Source organism: Zestomonas carbonaria, from assembly GCF_904061905.1.
GTDB classification, from domain to species: Bacteria; Pseudomonadota; Gammaproteobacteria; order Pseudomonadales; family Pseudomonadaceae; genus Aquipseudomonas; species Aquipseudomonas carbonaria.
Window position 1 is genome coordinate 34,039 of the sequence record NZ_CAJFCI010000025.1, and the last position, 15,615, is coordinate 49,653.

General features: G+C 62.2%; 10 protein-coding genes and 2 CRISPR repeat arrays. Of the genes, 2 read left to right on the forward strand and 8 right to left on the reverse strand.

Features of this window, described 5'->3' with window-relative positions; all coding sequences use genetic code 11:
• Positions 1-179: 179 nt before the first annotated feature.
• Positions 180-446 (reverse strand): YheV family putative zinc ribbon protein, encoded by a 267-nt coding sequence (locus PSEWESI4_RS04910; RefSeq protein WP_187670067.1) that lies wholly within the window; start codon positions 444-446, stop codon positions 180-182.
• A complete protein-coding gene (prlC, locus tag PSEWESI4_RS04915; protein WP_187670068.1) occupies positions 443-2,491 on the reverse strand; it encodes an oligopeptidase A in 2,049 nt (682 codons plus the stop codon). The genes PSEWESI4_RS04910 and prlC overlap by 4 nt, the downstream gene beginning before the upstream one ends.
• A gap of 102 nt (positions 2,492-2,593) precedes the next feature.
• On the opposite strand from prlC, the gene PSEWESI4_RS04920 reads away from it, so the two are divergent.
• Positions 2,594-3,142, forward strand: a complete 549-nt coding sequence (locus PSEWESI4_RS04920; RefSeq protein WP_187670069.1) for a gamma carbonic anhydrase family protein — start codon at positions 2,594-2,596, stop codon at positions 3,140-3,142.
• A 30-nt stretch (positions 3,143-3,172) separates the two neighbouring features.
• Positions 3,173-4,880: a CRISPR direct-repeat array (repeat unit 28 nt; unit sequence TTTCTTAGCTGCCTATACGGCAGTGCAG).
• Between the two features lie 130 nt (positions 4,881-5,010).
• Here PSEWESI4_RS04920 and cas6f read toward each other — a convergent pair.
• The 4 genes from cas6f to csy1 are packed head-to-tail and all read right to left on the reverse strand — an operon-like array spanning position 5,011 to position 8,877.
• The gene (gene cas6f / locus PSEWESI4_RS04925) at positions 5,011-5,574 is read right to left on the reverse strand and encodes a type I-F CRISPR-associated endoribonuclease Cas6/Csy4 (protein WP_187670070.1); all 564 of its coding nucleotides are present in this window, start codon (positions 5,572-5,574) and stop codon (positions 5,011-5,013) included.
• A gap of 2 nt (positions 5,575-5,576) precedes the next feature.
• Entirely contained in the window at positions 5,577-6,608 is a 1,032-nt protein-coding gene (gene csy3, locus PSEWESI4_RS04930; RefSeq protein ID WP_187670071.1) for a type I-F CRISPR-associated protein Csy3, read from the reverse strand.
• 12 nt (positions 6,609-6,620) lie between these two features.
• Positions 6,621-7,571, reverse strand: a complete 951-nt coding sequence (gene csy2, locus PSEWESI4_RS04935; protein WP_187670072.1) for a type I-F CRISPR-associated protein Csy2 — start codon at positions 7,569-7,571, stop codon at positions 6,621-6,623.
• Complete coding sequence (csy1, locus tag PSEWESI4_RS04940) at positions 7,558-8,877, reverse strand: type I-F CRISPR-associated protein Csy1 (protein ID WP_187670073.1); 1,320 nt, start codon at positions 8,875-8,877, stop codon at positions 7,558-7,560. The genes csy2 and csy1 overlap by 14 nt, the downstream gene beginning before the upstream one ends.
• A 279-nt stretch (positions 8,878-9,156) precedes the next feature.
• Here csy1 and PSEWESI4_RS04945 point away from each other — a divergent pair, with 279 nt between their 5' ends.
• A complete protein-coding gene (locus PSEWESI4_RS04945; RefSeq protein WP_187670074.1) occupies positions 9,157-10,239 on the forward strand; it encodes a Fic family protein in 1,083 nt (360 codons plus the stop codon).
• A gap of 195 nt (positions 10,240-10,434) precedes the next feature.
• On the opposite strand, the gene cas3f is transcribed toward PSEWESI4_RS04945, so the two are convergent.
• Positions 10,435-13,662, reverse strand: coding sequence for a type I-F CRISPR-associated helicase Cas3f (gene cas3f, locus PSEWESI4_RS04950; RefSeq protein WP_187670075.1), 3,228 nt, complete (start codon positions 13,660-13,662; stop codon positions 10,435-10,437).
• Entirely contained in the window at positions 13,659-14,627 is a 969-nt protein-coding gene (gene cas1f / locus PSEWESI4_RS04955) for a type I-F CRISPR-associated endonuclease Cas1f (RefSeq protein ID WP_187670076.1), read from the reverse strand. The genes cas3f and cas1f overlap by 4 nt, the downstream gene beginning before the upstream one ends.
• Positions 14,628-14,833: 206 nt before the next feature.
• Positions 14,834-15,581: direct repeats of the CRISPR family, unit length 28 nt; unit sequence CTTCACTGCCGTATAGGCAGCTAAGAAA.
• Positions 15,582-15,615 lie beyond the last annotated feature (34 nt).

Consider the following 15,615-nt stretch of genomic DNA (forward strand, 5'->3'; position numbering starts at 1 on the left):
CGGAATCGGAAATGTGCCGTTTACTGGGTCCCCGCGTTCGCGGGGATGACGATCGGGCTACGAAACCTCCCTAGCCACTTCGTCACTCCCGCGCACGCGGGAGCGTGGACGCCGTAGGGTGGGCTTCAGCCCACCAGAACCATTCGAGGCCATGCCACAAGACCATCGCCCCTACGGACTCACTCCGGCTTCTTCAGCTTCGGATTGGGGAAGAACTGCACGGCCTGCACCTTGGGATCGGCCGGCTTCTTCAGCGCGCTGACGTTGACCCGCGTCGGCAACTCCTTGGGCACCGAGTTGCCGCGCGCGTCGAGGGTGTCGGCGTAGCCGCAGGCCACGCACTGGCGGTGCGGCACGCCGTCCTCGTCCCACATCTGGATCTTGTCCTGCTCGCTGCACGCAGGGCACACGGCACCGGCGATGAAACGCTTCTTCGGCTCACTCATGCCGCCTCCTCGCTGAGCCCGGAATGGCGCAGCAGGGCGTCGATGCTCGGCTCGCGGCCACGGAAGTCGACGAACAGCAGCATCGGCTCCTGCGAACCGCCACGGGCCAGGATCGCCTCGCGGAAGGCGCGGCCGGTGGCCGGGTTGAGCACACCCTCCTCCTCGAAGCGCGAGAAGGCATCGGCGGACAGCACCTCGGCCCACTTGTAGCTGTAGTAACCGGCCGCGTAACCGCCGGCGAAGATGTGCGCGAAGCTGTTGGCGAAACGGTTCCAGGCCGGCGGCACCAGCACCGCCACCTCGTCGCGCACCGCGCCGAGCACGTCGTAGACACCGCGGCTGTCGCCGTGGGTGGTATGCAGCTCGAAGTCGAACAGCGAGAACTCCAGTTGGCGCACCATCATCAGCCCGGACTGGAAGTTCTTCGCGGCGAGCATCTTGTCCAGCAGGTCCTGGGGCAGCGGTTCGCCCGTCTCATAGTGGCCGGAGATCAGCGCCAGGCCTTCCGGCTCCCAGCACCAGTTCTCCATGAACTGGCTAGGCAGCTCGACCGCGTCCCAGGCCACGCCGTTGATGCCCGACGCACCGGCATGCTCGACGCGGGTCAGCAGGTGGTGCAGGCCGTGGCCGAACTCGTGGAACAGGGTGGTGACTTCGTCATGGGTCAGCAGCGCCGGCTTGCCGTTCACCGCCGGGGTGAAGTTGCAGACCAGGTTGGCCACCGGGCTGATCACCTCGCCCTGAGCCGAGCGGCGCTTGTCGCGGGCGCCGTCCATCCAGGCGCCGCCGCGCTTGTTGGCGCGGGCGTAGAGGTCGAAGAAGAAGCGCCCGACGCGCTGGCCGTTCTCCTGAATCTCGAACAGGCGCACGTCCGGGTGCCAGGTGTCGAAATCCTCGAGCTCGACGATCTGGATGCCGTACAGGCGCTCGACGATGGAGAACAGGCCGGAGAGCACCTTGTCGACCGGGAACCAGGCGCGCACCTGCTCCTGGGAGATGCTGTAGCGCTGCTGGCGCAGCTTCTCGCTGTAGTAGCCAACGTCCCAGCTCTGCAAGTCGTTGAGGCCCTGCTCGGCGGCGAAGGCCCTGAGCTCGTCCAGGTCGCGCTGGGCGAACGGCTTGCTGCGGCGGGCCAGGTCATGCAGGAAACCGAGCACCTGGTCGGTGGACTCGGCCATCTTGGTGGCCAGGGACAGCTCGGCGTAATTGCCGAAGCCGAGCAGCCGTGCCAGCTCCTGGCGCAGGTCGAGGATCTGCTCCATCAGCGGGCCGTTGTCGTGCTGGCCGGCGTTCGGGCCCTGGTCGGAGGCGCGGGTGCTGTAGGCGGTGTAGACCTCCTCGCGCAGGGCGCGGTCGTCGGCGTAGGTCATCACCGCGTAGTAGCTGGGGAATTCCAGGCTGATCAGCCAGCCGTCCAGCCCCTTGGCTCCGGCGGCCTGCTTCATCTGCGCCTTGGCCGAGTCGGTCAGGCCGGCCAGTTGCGCTTCGTCGACGACGTGCTTGGTCCACGCCTGGGTGGCGTCGAGCAACTGGTTGGAGAACCTGCTGGTCAGCTCGGAGAGCTTCATCTGGATCTCGCCGTAGCGCTTCTGCTCAGCTTCCGGCAGATCGATGCCGGACAGTCGGAAGTCGCGCAGGGCGTGTTCGAGGATGGTCTTCTGCGCCACCTCGAAACCTTCCGCCGAAGGACTCTCCGCCAGCGCCTCGTAGGCGTCGAACAGCGCGCGGTTCTGCCCCAGCTCGGTCCAGTATTCGGACAGCTTGGACAGGCAGGCCTCGTAGGCGGCGCGCAGCTCGGGGTTGTTGCACACGGCGTTGAGGTGGCTGACCGGGCCCCAGGCGCGGCCAAGACGCGCGCCCAGCTCGTCGAGCGGCTGCACCAGCGCGTCCCAGCTCGGCGTGGCCGGCTGCTCGGCGAGCAGCCTGGCGATGGCCACGCGGCTTTCGGCGAGAATGGTGTCGATGGCCGGCTCGACATGCTCGGGCTTGATCAGGGAATAGGGCGGCAGGTCGAAGTTCTGCAGGAGAGGATTGCTGGCGGTCACGGCATTCACCTGGATTCGGAACGAAGGTCGGCCGCTCGCGCGGCCCGCATGACCGTCATCTTAATTACAATCGGCGCTCACCGCAGCTTGAAGGAGACTATCGTGGCGATTCGCAAGTACCGGGGCATGGCCCCGCAACTCGGTGAGCGGGTGTTCGTCGACACCAGCGCCGTGGTGATCGGCGACGTCGAACTGGGCGAAGACAGCTCGGTGTGGCCCCTGGCGGTGATCCGCGGCGATATGCACCGGATCAGGATCGGAAAACGCACCAGCGTGCAGGACGGCAGCGTGCTGCACATCACCCACGCCGGCCCCTTCAACCCGGACGGCTACCCGCTGACCATCGGCGACGAAGTCACCATCGGCCACAAGGTGACCCTGCACGGCTGCACCCTGGGCAGCCGCATCCTGGTCGGCATGGGCAGCATCGTCATGGACGGCGCGGTGGTCGAGGACGAAGTGGTGATCGGCGCCGGCAGCCTGGTCCCGCCCGGCAAGCGCCTGGAAAGCGGCTTCCTCTACGTCGGCAGCCCGGTGAAGCAGGCGCGGCCGCTGACCGACAAGGAACGCGCCTTCTTCGCCTACAGCGCGGAGAACTACGTGAAGCTCAAGGAACTGCACCTGGCCGAGGGGTATGACCTGGCGGAGTAGTGCGGTTGGTTCTACCTGGGCGGCAGGTAAATTCTGAGCTGCCTGTACGGCAGTGAAGTCGCCCGGCGTGTGCTGCTCGCGCAGGATCTCTTTCTTAGCTGCCTATACGGCAGTGCAGGTAACGATTATGACGTCCGGATGGCTGTGACGTTTCTTAGCTGCCTATACGGCAGTGCAGGCCGTAATGCAGCAATACCCTGAAGGCCTTCCTTTCTTAGCTGCCTATACGGCAGTGCAGGAGAGCGAGGTCGATGATGTTTCCGTGGAGCATTTCTTAGCTGCCTATACGGCAGTGCAGACCCGGGCCGACACGCTTGCAGCGCACGCCCTTTTCTTAGCTGCCTATACGGCAGTGCAGGGTATCACCATTCGTCAGCCTGACCCCGACGATTTCTTAGCTGCCTATACGGCAGTGCAGGTGGCGAAAAAGGTCGTGGACCCTTTCACCAATTTCTTAGCTGCCTATACGGCAGTGCAGACCTCCTGAGCCCCGTTGGCATCGGTGAACGTTTTCTTAGCTGCCTATACGGCAGTGCAGCCGTAGAGGGTGTAAGGCATTGATTTTCCTCATTTCTTAGCTGCCTATACGGCAGTGCAGGTGGCGAGGCGGAGTTGCGCCTCCATTTTCTTTTTCTTAGCTGCCTATACGGCAGTGCAGGAAGGTCGCTCCGCATCCGATTCACATGGAAATTTCTTAGCTGCCTATACGGCAGTGCAGAGCAGGCCGCCGGACTCGCTGAATTTGTCGAGTTTCTTAGCTGCCTATACGGCAGTGCAGATTCCAGCCTCTTTCCACCGACCTGTGGATCTTTTCTTAGCTGCCTATACGGCAGTGCAGGTACGGATTCTCTGCACTACCTGACCGCCTCTTTTCTTAGCTGCCTATACGGCAGTGCAGCGCAGCAGAGTTCGCGGATGATATCGCGCGGTTTTCTTAGCTGCCTATACGGCAGTGCAGGGGATGGTTGCCCAGCGCCTGGCTGCCCGACATTTCTTAGCTGCCTATACGGCAGTGCAGGTACAGGCTTGTGGAAGACGGACAGGCCTAAATTTCTTAGCTGCCTATACGGCAGTGCAGTCCTCGGCTGCCTGGCCGAGCTGGGCAGTAATTTTCTTAGCTGCCTATACGGCAGTGCAGATGACCACTATCACCGTACCGCGCGAGCTGCTTTTCTTAGCTGCCTATACGGCAGTGCAGCTCGAAGACGAACCAGGTGCGGTCGGTCGGCATTTCTTAGCTGCCTATACGGCAGTGCAGTACAGTGGGGCAAGCTGTTCCAGGTCCTTGACTTTCTTAGCTGCCTATACGGCAGTGCAGGGTTGACCTTGCTTGGCCGTGGGAGCCTCGCTTTTCTTAGCTGCCTATACGGCAGTGCAGATAGCTTTTACCCGCCCCTGGCAACCCCTCATTTTCTTAGCTGCCTATACGGCAGTGCAGACGACCAAGGACGTCATGGAGTACCGGGAGAATTTCTTAGCTGCCTATACGGCAGTGCAGCAGGCCCCGTTCTGCACCGGCTACAGCGTCACTTTCTTAGCTGCCTATACGGCAGTGCAGGCACGGATGATGTCCGCGTCGGCCACGTCGATTTTCTTAGCTGCCTATACGGCAGTGCAGACCCTGATCGCCCTGGAGGGCCAGCAGGAAACTTTCTTAGCTGCCTATACGGCAGTGCAGATGCCGCCGAGGCCGGCGGGGGCGGTGGTGGATTTCTTAGCTGCCTATACGGCAGTGCAGTAGACACTCTACGAACCAACTCACTGACTTTCAAAAAGAAATGAGGATTTCCCCGGTTTTCACCCTTTTTCTGGGGGCTCTTGCAAGTCATTGATTTTACAAGGGCCCCGGATGGGTTCTGAAAAGAGGGTCAGAACCAGGGAATCGTGGTGGTGGCGCTCAGACCGTAGTTACCAAACTGGCCAGGACTGGGAGCGTCAAGCAATGGGCCATGGCGGATGAACAGTCGGAAGTTGTGGCCATTACCGTTGCTGCGCAGGGTGACGAACGGAAGATCGCAGCGTTTGGCAGCGCTGTCGGGGATGCGTCTGCGGGCCTCTTCCTCACTGATGCCATGGCGCTTTATCAGCCGTCGACGAGCGCGGTCCGGGTTGCTGTCCACCTGCACCCGACTGACGCATCGCCAGGCCACCTGGTCGGGTATCGGCGCCAGATCGCCGAGCTGCACATGGTCGCGCATGCCACTCAGCCAGTTCAGCGCCAGCAGACGGTCCAGGGCTTCGGCACTGCCATGCAGGCGCAGACGCCCACCCAGGCCATGGCTGGCGTTTTCCACGTCCGGGAAGCTGATGCCTATGTCGTGACGTCCCAGTTGCCCCAAACCCCGGTGCAGCTTGGCGAACAGTGCGCCCATCAGTTGTGTGGCGGGGAATTCAGGGTCGGGCCGCAGCCACAAGTCGAGGTAGTGGTCCATGGCTATTTCTCCTCGGCGGCACCGAACACGCCACCTCGGATCAGGTTGGCGATCACGTAGTGCTGCTGCTCGACGGGCGGCGTTTCATCCTTGAGCACCCAGTTGTCCAGCAGCGTGTAGAAATCCATCTTGTCCTTGGGCTGACGGTAGGCCTTGCCCTGGGAGGTGACCGAGCCGTAGGGCTCCACGGCGATGGGGCCGAGGCCGTCCTCGTCGGGGTACCAGGTGTCGATGGTGCGCAGGGCGTTGCCGAGCTTCTGCGAGTGGATGGCCGCGACACCGCGCACGTGGTAGAGCGTCTTGCTCTTCTGGCCCTTCTTGTCACCTTTGTCGAGGATCAGCTCCTGGGAGGGGAAGACTTCCTGGCCGTCGCCAATACGCACGAAGGCAACCACTTCCAGCAATACATGGCCTTTGCCGGCCAACCCTTCGGCGATCAGGGCACCGAGCGCATCGATGCCCTTGTCGCTGGAAAACTCGCGCAACGACAAGGCCAGACTGTCGAACATCCAGCTCTGTACCGCTTCGCCGTTACGCAGGTGGTTGATGCGTACCTCGATACGCTCCGCGCCGACCCGGTTGCGCCAGAGGAAACGGCCATTGGCCAGGTTGGAGGCATAGCGCTTGCCCAGCTCGGCGAAGCCCTGGGACTCCACATATTGGCCGACGGTGGCCAGCAGCTTGCCCTGATAGGCGGCGTCGTTGCAGGCCGAAGGCGTTCCGGCGCCGCCGAGCACGCGCAGGGTGAAGCGCACCTTGAGAGTGTCGGCGTCGCTGGGCAGGTTGGCCACGTCGACGGTCTGCAGGTTGGGCGCCTGGATAGAGGCATCCAGCTTGGCCGGGTCGCGATCCTTGGTCTTCAGTCGGTTGGAGATGGTGCCGCGTACCGATTTGGTTTCTACGGCGATCGGCTGCCAGGACGCGGGCTTGTCGAGATCGGCCCACTTGCCGGAAAACAGCAACGCGTCGGAAGGGTCGAGCTTGCGCTCGAAAGCGAGTACGGAGGCGGTGGTCAGTTCGGTGTTCTTGGCCATGTTCGTATGTCCTTATGCAATGGAGTCTGTGGCGAGAAAAGGCGTGGTGCAGCGATACAGGCCAGCATCGGGCTCGGCCTGGTGGTACCAGAGCAGCTCTCGGATATCGGAGAAGCGATGCGGGCTGCGCCATTCGCCAAGGCTGTAGAGGCTTTCGACGAAGTGGAACGGCGTCGTGCGGTCTCGGGCGTTGCGTACGCTGCCGGGCGCATGGGCCGATAGCGATCGATAGCCGACCGGAATCGGCACCAGCCAGCCAGCCCTGTGGCGAATGTGCCAGCCGATGTCTTCGCCGGGCGGGTCGACATTCAGTCGCGACAGGTCGAGCAGCGCGTCCAGCTCGTCAAGGCCGGCATCGCATTCGCGCAACGCGGCGGTGTGGCTGGCCAGCAGATCCTGCCTCGGGATCAGGGCGAAGCCCGGCAACAGGCACGCAGCCAGCTTGCGGCTCAGGTGATGTTCAGCATCCGCCGTACCTGGCCAGAGCTCCAGGCGTGGTCTGTTGCACCCATTCAGTGCCCAGGTCGGCGGCAAGACACTGCCACCCGCCAGGCGCATACCGCAGGCCAGGTCCCAGGCATGCTCGGCGATGGTCTGCAGGTCTTCTCCACTGTACAGCGCGCTACCGTGGACACCGACCAACAGACTGATATCCAGATGGATGCGGCCCTCTTCGACGATGGCGGCGGTGGCGCCGTCCTTGCCCACCGGGTTGCGGGTCAGGTTGAACACCCGCGTACGCTTGCCGGCCGGCTGCGAAGTCTGAGCCTCGAAGCGATGGCAGACGATGGCCACACCATCCAGATTGATATCCATCTCCTCGCCCAGCTTGCGTTGCAGTGCGTGGACGAAACCGGTGAAGGCCGTCACCGCCGGGAAGCCCCAGCTCAGCGGGCCGGAGATGGCGTTGGCATTCTGCACGCGCAGGCGCGGCAGCAGGAGCAGGGCTTCAGGCGCGTGCATCTTCGAGCACCTCCTTGAACATCTTCAGTTCGTCGCGCAGCACGCCGTGCCAATGGTCGGCCTCGACTTCGCTCAGGCGCAGCTTGTCGTGATCGAGGACACGATTGAGCCAGTTGCCGAAGCGCCGGCTGGCCTGCTCCGGCCAGTCGCGCCACAAGTGCGTGCTCTTGAAAGAGTCGTCGTGCAACGTTCGTAGCGGATCGAGCCAATGCCTTTCGCTGTCGTCCAGCCGGCAGTCGGCATGCGCGCTCCAGCCGGCGGCCAGTTCACGGCTGCGGTTGGCGTCGAGCAAACGCGCGGCGTACTGGTGAAACTCATCGGCGATATCGCCCAGCAGGCGTGCGCGCTTGCGGCGGATGGCCCAGTTGTTGTGGTCGGTGGTCACCAGGAAATGCTTCAGCTCCGCCACCCTGTTACGCAGATCGCGGTTCTGGCGGAACAGGAAGTCGAAAACGGAGTCGCTGCGCAGCGGCGAGCGTAGCTCGAGGTTTTGCCACTGCGGCGGCAGGGCGGCCAGCAGCCAGTTCTCGCCATAGCGCTCACTGTTGAGCTGGCTGATGTTCTGCGGCTTGGTACCACCGAATTTCTGGATGGCCAGGTTCGGGTATTCGCAATAGCCCTGGGAGAATGGTTCACCCTTGCGCCGGGCCTCGCGTGCAATCCTGGCCAGCTCGCCATAACGATCATCGCGCATTCGAGCCTGCACCCTATGCGCCAGGCTGGTGGGGAACAGCGGCGCCAGCAGGTGATAGCCGCCATCGGGCAGGGGGAAATACACCTGCTTGGCCAGGGTATGGGATGCTGGCGCGCCCCGACTCGTGGTGATTGTTGCGAAAGCAGCGCGCCATTGAGCGGCCACCTCGGTATCGTCGTCCAGCGCCGCGAGAGCCGCCGGGTCGTGCTCCAGCAAACGTTGCAGCAGCGTCTGACCCGCATGCTCCAGCTTGAGAAGCTTGAACACGTCCAGAGCGGCGGCATTGCCCACCACATCGTCGTCCCAACGTTCACCCAGGCAATGGCTGGAGACCAGACCAGGCAGCTCCTGCGGCTGGGGAGGCGCATGCAGGTTGCTACCGCGGGCATCGGGATGGATGGGTTTGAGGGTATGGGTGGCGAGCTGGATCTGCCCGACCCGCCGCGCCGCATCGGCCAGCCAGTTGTGTGGCCGATGGTCGTCGATCAGTTGCTGGCGCTTGTCGTGCTCGTCGGGCTTGAGCTTGTCCAGCTTGGTTTGCAGGCGGGAGTGGATGAAGGTGTGGATCAGGTCGCGCAGTGATGCTGCGTCCTCTGATAGCGCAATCGCCATAAAACCTCCTGTAGGGCGAAAAGATCGTGATGCCAGAGTGATGGCAAGGCATAAGCTTTTGAGCATAGACGTAACTTTTATAGCTCTCAAAAACTGAAAAGTACAAAGCACTAGGATTAATTAAGAAACCTTGCTAATCGCTTTTTTTTCTGCCTTCCTTTGGCAGGTACCGAGTCACCTTTGACTGCCGTGCAGGCAGCTCAGAAATAGTGATTTGCTCTTTAGAGCTCATTCTTCACTGCCGTGCAGGCAGCCCTCGAGTAGCAAACAGGACTGGAAATGGACTATTCGCCGCCGCAACTACCCCTTTCCGAGGACGTGGAAACCCGCGCAGTGCTGAAAAAACTAGCCCGTGCTCACCAGGCGCTGGCCGAGCTGAAAGGCGTGGTGGACAGCGTGCCGAACCAGCACATCCTGATCAACACTCTGGCGCTACAGGAAGCCAAAGACAGCTCCGCCATCGAAAACATCATTACCACCCATGACGACCTCTACCGCAGCGACAGTGTCGCCCGGCACTTCGTCAGTGTCGCAGCCAAGGAGGTACACAACTATGCCGGAGCTCTGAAAGACGGCTTCGATCAGGTCAAGCGCACAGGCCTGCTGACCAATGCAGACATTCTGCGCATCCAGGCCACCATTGAGGAAAACGACGCGGGGTTTCGGCGTCTTCCCGGAACGCAGCTCAAGAACCAGCAAACCGGTGAGGTCGTATACATTCCGCCTCAGCATCCTGACCAAATCATTGCACTGATGGACAACCTGGAGCGTTTCATCAACGACGACACGCTCTGCGACTGGGACCCCTTGGTACGCATGGCGGTGATCCACCACCAGTTTGAGAGCATCCATCCCTTCTACGATGGTAACGGTCGTACTGGTCGCATCGTCAACGTGCTGTATCTGGTGCAGAAAAATCTGCTGGGTAGCCCCGTACTGTACCTGTCGCGCTACATCAACCAGCACAAGGCCGATTACTACGTGCAACTCCAGGCCGTTCGGGAGCAAGGAAAGTGGGAACCCTGGCTCTTGTTCATGCTTGAGGCGGTCGAGCAGACGGCACTGCAGACGATCCGACTGGTATACGGCATCAAGGAACTGATGCAGGACTACAAGGACTGGTTGCGCACAGAACGACCCAAGCTCTACAGCCAGGAACTGCTCAACAACCTGTTCTGGCACCCTTACACCAAGGTGGAGTTCGTACAGAACGAGCTGGGTGTCAGCCGTCCAACGGCAACGAAATACCTCGACGAGCTGGTCGCCCTGAAGCTCCTAAGCAAGCATCGGGTCGGCAAGGAGAATTTCTTTCTCAACGATGCGCTGTTCGACCTACTGTCAAATGCAGCCAGCTACGAGTAAAGATTTCGGTACTTTTTTGATACGACCAATCCGACATGCAAAAGAAATTCGAATTTCTTTTCATGTTCTGCGGACGTGTAAAGATTTTCCGAGATTTTTTTCATGTCTACATTCAGCTACAGAGAATCCTCACGGTCATGAGGATTTCGCAATAGGCCAACCAGATCTTGTGGAAATCCTCACGACCGTAAGGATTCAGCGCCGCCTCTTGAAGCCCAGCAACGGATGCCAGTCCCAGCCCTGGGTACTGTCACGCTCATCGAGCTGAACCTGGCCGAAGCGCTTGGCGCAGGCAGGCAACGACAGGTCGAAGCGTTCGGCCAGGATGGCCAACTCGTCCAGGTAGTCGCCAGCACCCCAGCTTTGCACTCGCGGACCCAATGCCAGGGACAACTCACCCAGCAGGTTGCCGACGGCCGTCCACTCCCCGTCCCCGTTATCACGGTGGAACAGCAGGTACTCTTCATCGTCCACCGCTGGCAGCAGAGAGTAGGTCTGTTGCAAGGAACTCTTACGGAAACGCTGTTCGATCTGAAGGATGCCGGACAACGGAGCCAGGGTCTGCCACCAATGCGGCACGCCGAAGCGGGTGGCTGCGTTGCCCTCGCCGAGCATCAGCGCTCGCAAGCGGGCATGCTCCAGGTCGACAAGGCTGGTGGCGGGTTGCAGCGTTTCTCTGGCGACGATGCGTGGCGCGGCATCTATCGTCATCCATTCCTCCTCACGCAGCAGGTCGTGCAGATCGTGGCTCGCCAGGTGCCATTCCTTGCACTCGAAGCCGGGTTTCTCGAAGGCCACCGCCTGGCCTTGCAGAGCCCGGAGGTTACGCGCCAGCAGGTACAGGTTCGGCCCCGTGCAGGTGCCGGGCCGATGGCGACGAATGCGCCCGGCCAACTGGATGATCGAGCGCATCGACGAGGGTTCCACCACAGCCCAGTCGTAGTCATGGTCGCGCCCCACCTCGGCCACCGGAGAGGCGAGCACGACAAACACCTGGTCCGCTTCCGGGTGTTCGGCCAAGGCCGTGCGCACCAACGGGTGGTTGAACAACGCCTGCGGATCGTGGCGCCTGAGCAGACCATCCAGTTGTCGCTCGATGGCCGAGCGCAGGACCAGCGGATGGCGCGAGTGATAGACGCACAAGTGCAGGCGCGTACCTTCCGGCCCACCTTGGGCAAACAGTGCCTGGGCCAGCTCGATCAGCGGTTCGATATTGGCCAGGCGCAACAGACCGACGCTTATCCGCCGACCATCGGGTGCAGTCGAGTGGTGGGCCCGGTGCAATTGCAGCATCCAGTCCGGCAGTTGCCCGGCCAACTCCTGGCAGATTGCCTGGCGGTCGCCGCCGGAAACCGCCAGCGGAACCAGACGGGCACGGCGACGGACGTCCTCTGTCGCCAGGTGACCCAGACGCCGACGGATGAACGCGTCATGGGCCGCGGCGAAGCCATCCGGCTCTCCATGCCGGCCCTCCTCACAGCCGAACTCGTCGAACCAGGCGCAGCGAATCTCCAGAGGTATACCTGGCTCACCGCGATTGGCCTGGAACAAGGCGCGCCCTGCCCGGTAAGCCTCGAACAATCCTTGCACCAGGGCCGGCGGCAAGGTGGCCGAGGAGAGCAGCACACGGCTGCCGAGCATGCCGGCCCAGTGCACCAGGCGGCTCAGGGCCGGCAGGTCGGCCAGGTCGAAGTCGTCCGGCTCGTCCAGCACCAGGTCGGAGGTCAGCAAGCGCAACATGGGGGCGATCTGCTTGCCGCCGCGCAGGCTTTCGGTGGCGGAGATCAAGTGGTCGAGGGTGCAGGCCAGTACCGGCGCAGTCACCAGCTTGTGCACAGCCGGATCGCGCTCCAGCCAGGCCTTCAGCGGGCCGTCCGCCAGGCCACTCTCGTAGTGAACGTGGCTGTCGTCCGGTAGCAGGGCTTCGCTGGATTCGCTGCCGCGCACCCGCTCCTGGCCCAGTTCGAATAACTGGCGCACGGCGCCGCCGCCTACCAGCACGGCCAGGTCGTCCTCGCCAAGGCCAAGCCGCTCACGGTAGGCCTGCCCGGTCTGCAAGGTCAAGGTACGCAGGCCTAGGGCAATGGTGAAACGCGCGCCTTGCTGTGGATCGGCCAGGGCATAGAGGATGCGGCCGTTGGCCAGGGTCTTGCCGCAGCCGGTGGAGGCCAGGTTGATGCCGAAGAAACCTTGGCGTGCGGAGTGCTCACGCAGGCTGACCGCCAGGTCGAAGGCTTTGTCCTGCCAGCGGAAGCGCGGATCGTCGCTGCGTCGCTTGAAGCCTTTATGGCGGGCGATACGCGGCAGACTGCGCGACAGGCGCGGCAGGACACCCATCAATCGGCGGGACTCGCGGGCGACGCCAAGCAGGTGCTCGTCCAGACGCTGCTTGAGGCCCTCACGGTCGGTATTGGCATGGACGGGATAAGCCGGGTCGCCCAGCCTGGGGTTGGCATCCAGGCTGGAGTAATGGTGGTCGGCGAGCATCAGCACCATGCGCGACAGGTGCATCACGTAGGGATCGGCGAGCAGACGCGGGGCGCGTTGCAACAGGCCGGGACGGGCCAGAAGGGCGGCGGCGCAGGTGGCCACCTTGCGTCGCCAGGCTGCGCTGGCGAAAGGCAGGTGTCCCGGCGCGAAGGTCCAGCAGGCAGCCTGCTCGGCGCTGCCCGCATCACGTCGGGCGTCGTTCCAATCAGCAGTGATTGGTACAGGCAGATATTGCAGCCCCTGGGCATTGGTCCCTTCCATGATGGGCAGGCGGTGGTGACTGAGCACCAGCCAACCCACAGCCTGGGCCAAGGGCGGCAGACGGCCTTGCTTGAACGGTCCCGGCTGGCTCGGTCGGTCGTCGCGAACCAGTCGGGCCAGCCACTCGGTATCGGGGTTTTCTGCACCCTCCGCCAGGCGTTGCAACCAGTCGATATCGCCGTTGCCGACACCGACGAAAGCCTCGAACAGGCGCAGCGACACCCACTCGTGGCGGAAGGCGTCGCGGATCGGCCCCTCCCCCCGCAGTTTGGCCTGGAAGACGGCGTTGGCCTTGCCGATGTCGTGGAACAACGCCGCCATCTGCGCCAGCAGGCGGATGTCTTCGCCAGTGTGCCAATCGTTCTCGTCATCCCGGCGCAGCACATCGCGGCGGGTGGTGTTGGTGGGTACCGCGCCCTGCTCGTTGAAGCGGCTGGCGTCACCGACTATCCACAGCAGTTCACTGTGGTCACGACCGCGTATCCAGTGACAGGCCACCGCGGTGTTGCGCCGGGCGCTCTTCTTCAACAGCTTGCGCAGGCTGTCCAGGCCGGCCTGGGTGATGGGCGTCTGCCAGGTGCGCTCGCCACGGCGCTCGGCGAACTGGTCGAGAATGCGCCGCGACTCCACCAGGGCTCGCTTGTCGCACTGGCTGATCAGCAGGACATTCATCGACCGACACTCTCGGCCACCGCCTTGAGGGTGTCGATCATGAAATCCAGTGATTCGCTACGGGTCAGGTTGTCGATGCAGGCCTGGCGGAACTCCTGCTCCTCGTCACCGCGTACGGCGGAGACGAAGGCCTGGGGCAGGATGGTGGCGTCCTTGACCAGGTCAGCCACGTCGAACACCAGTCCACCTCGCCTCGTCTTGCCATGCAGCACCGCCAGGCCATGGGGGATACCCAGCACCCAGGTAGCCGTGGCGCCCAGGCCATAGGCCAGGTAGTTGCCGTGGTCGAGGAAGCGGTTGGCCGGGTCGCCGCCCGAACCACCCTTGGCACGAACGAACTCGCCATAGCCGCTGGCCTGAGCGGCGAGCTTGAACAGACGCTTGCTCAGTCGAGCCTCTTCGGCGAGCAGGGCGGTGTTGTCGGGGACTGATTGCAGATTGCGCAGGGATTGCTCCAACGCCTGCTGCAAGACGTCGCCGTCCACCGCGAAGCCAGCGTCGCGCAATGGCCGGTTGTGCAGCCAGCCCTGGCGAATGCGCTCCAGCCGTGCCCCCTGGAAGCGCTTCGCCGCCTCCAGCCGCAGGTCATCGTCGAACCAGAAGCGCACCCAGTGCTGTAGATACTCGGTGGGCCGGTATTCACTCTGCGGCGAGAACCAGGCCACCTCCACATCCACCTCGTTGGCCGAGAACAGCGGCGTTCCGCCTCCGCCACAGAAACCCACCAACACACCTGCCTTGGCCAACTCGCGCATGGCCGCCTGGGTAACCGAGGTACCGGTGCCGAGCAGGATCGTCGTGGTGTTGGCGATGGGGATGTTCCAGTACAGCGACTGCTTGCCGGCATCGGTGACGTACTCCACCCGCCCGCCATTGACCAACACCCGGCAGTGTTGCAGGTAGTAGATGTTGGCGCGCTTGGAATGGAGGATCGACTTGAGGTCGGAAGGGCTGAGGTCATCCATGGAAGCTCTCCGCGAAATCATGGAGGCATTCTGGCCTTCACAGCGGAAATATGGAAACGCACCATGCAGCGCTGATAACCCTTTTTTCTGAAGTCTTTCAGAGTCCTTTAAAATCAAATAGTTACAGATTCTCCCAGAAAAAGGGTTTTTCCAAGGAGAAAGAAGATGGGCCTTTGAAAGCAAAGAGTTGGCGGGTATTGTCTCTACTTCACTGCCGTATAGGCAGCTAAGAAAACATCGATACAGCAGGGTGGATGCCTGAGAAGCTTCACTGCCGTATAGGCAGCTAAGAAATTCGAGCGGACGAGCGTCGCCAGATCAAACCCCTTCACTGCCGTATAGGCAGCTAAGAAAACACCGAATCCCCAGGCGGTCAGCCAGAGGATCTTCACTGCCGTATAGGCAGCTAAGAAATCGACGCTGTGGCCGAGCTGATTGGCAATGAACTTCACTGCCGTATAGGCAGCTAAGAAATCAGCAATGCCGAGCGTCAGCGCCGCTACCGCCTTCACTGCCGTATAGGCAGCTAAGAAAAGGCCCGGCGGCATGAAGCCCTCGCCGCTGATCTTCACTGCCGTATAGGCAGCTAAGAAAAACGATCAACTGGAGATGTGATGGCGACCAACCTTCACTGCCGTATAGGCAGCTAAGAAATCCCTGCGTCGACGGCCCAACTCACAGCGAGCCTTCACTGCCGTATAGGCAGCTAAGAAAACTAACTGGTAGCCCAACGCCCAGCAGGCATCCTTCACTGCCGTATAGGCAGCTAAGAAACGGCGATAGTGTCGGTGACGACTCCGGTCGCGCTTCACTGCCGTATAGGCAGCTAAGAAATTCTCGGTGGTCTTCTTAGACGTGCAGGTCTGCTTCACTGCCGTATAGGCAGCTAAGAAAGACCCGGTGCCGGTGCCCGGCTACAGCACCGTCTTCACTGCCATGTAGGCAGCTAAGAAAATCATCGAAGTTCATGCTGTAGGCGTTGTTGGCT

What these genes read in the sequence shown, in the direction of transcription:
- cas6f (WP_187670070.1), bottom strand. Translation starts at nt 5,574, where the DNA reads ATGGACCACTACCTCGACTTGTGGCTGCGGCCCGACCCTGAATTCCCC.
- csy1 (WP_187670073.1), bottom strand. Translation starts at nt 8,877, where the DNA reads ATGGCGATTGCGCTATCAGAGGACGCAGCATCACTGCGCGACCTGATC.
- PSEWESI4_RS04945 (WP_187670074.1), top strand. Translation starts at nt 9,157, where the DNA reads ATGGACTATTCGCCGCCGCAACTACCCCTTTCCGAGGACGTGGAAACC.
- csy3 (WP_187670071.1), bottom strand. Translation starts at nt 6,608, where the DNA reads ATGGCCAAGAACACCGAACTGACCACCGCCTCCGTACTCGCTTTCGAG.
- csy2 (WP_187670072.1), bottom strand. Translation starts at nt 7,571, where the DNA reads ATGCACGCGCCTGAAGCCCTGCTCCTGCTGCCGCGCCTGCGCGTGCAG.
- cas1f (WP_187670076.1), bottom strand. Translation starts at nt 14,627, where the DNA reads ATGGATGACCTCAGCCCTTCCGACCTCAAGTCGATCCTCCATTCCAAG.
- cas3f (WP_187670075.1), bottom strand. Translation starts at nt 13,662, where the DNA reads ATGAATGTCCTGCTGATCAGCCAGTGCGACAAGCGAGCCCTGGTGGAG.
- PSEWESI4_RS04910 (WP_187670067.1), bottom strand. Translation starts at nt 446, where the DNA reads ATGAGTGAGCCGAAGAAGCGTTTCATCGCCGGTGCCGTGTGCCCTGCG.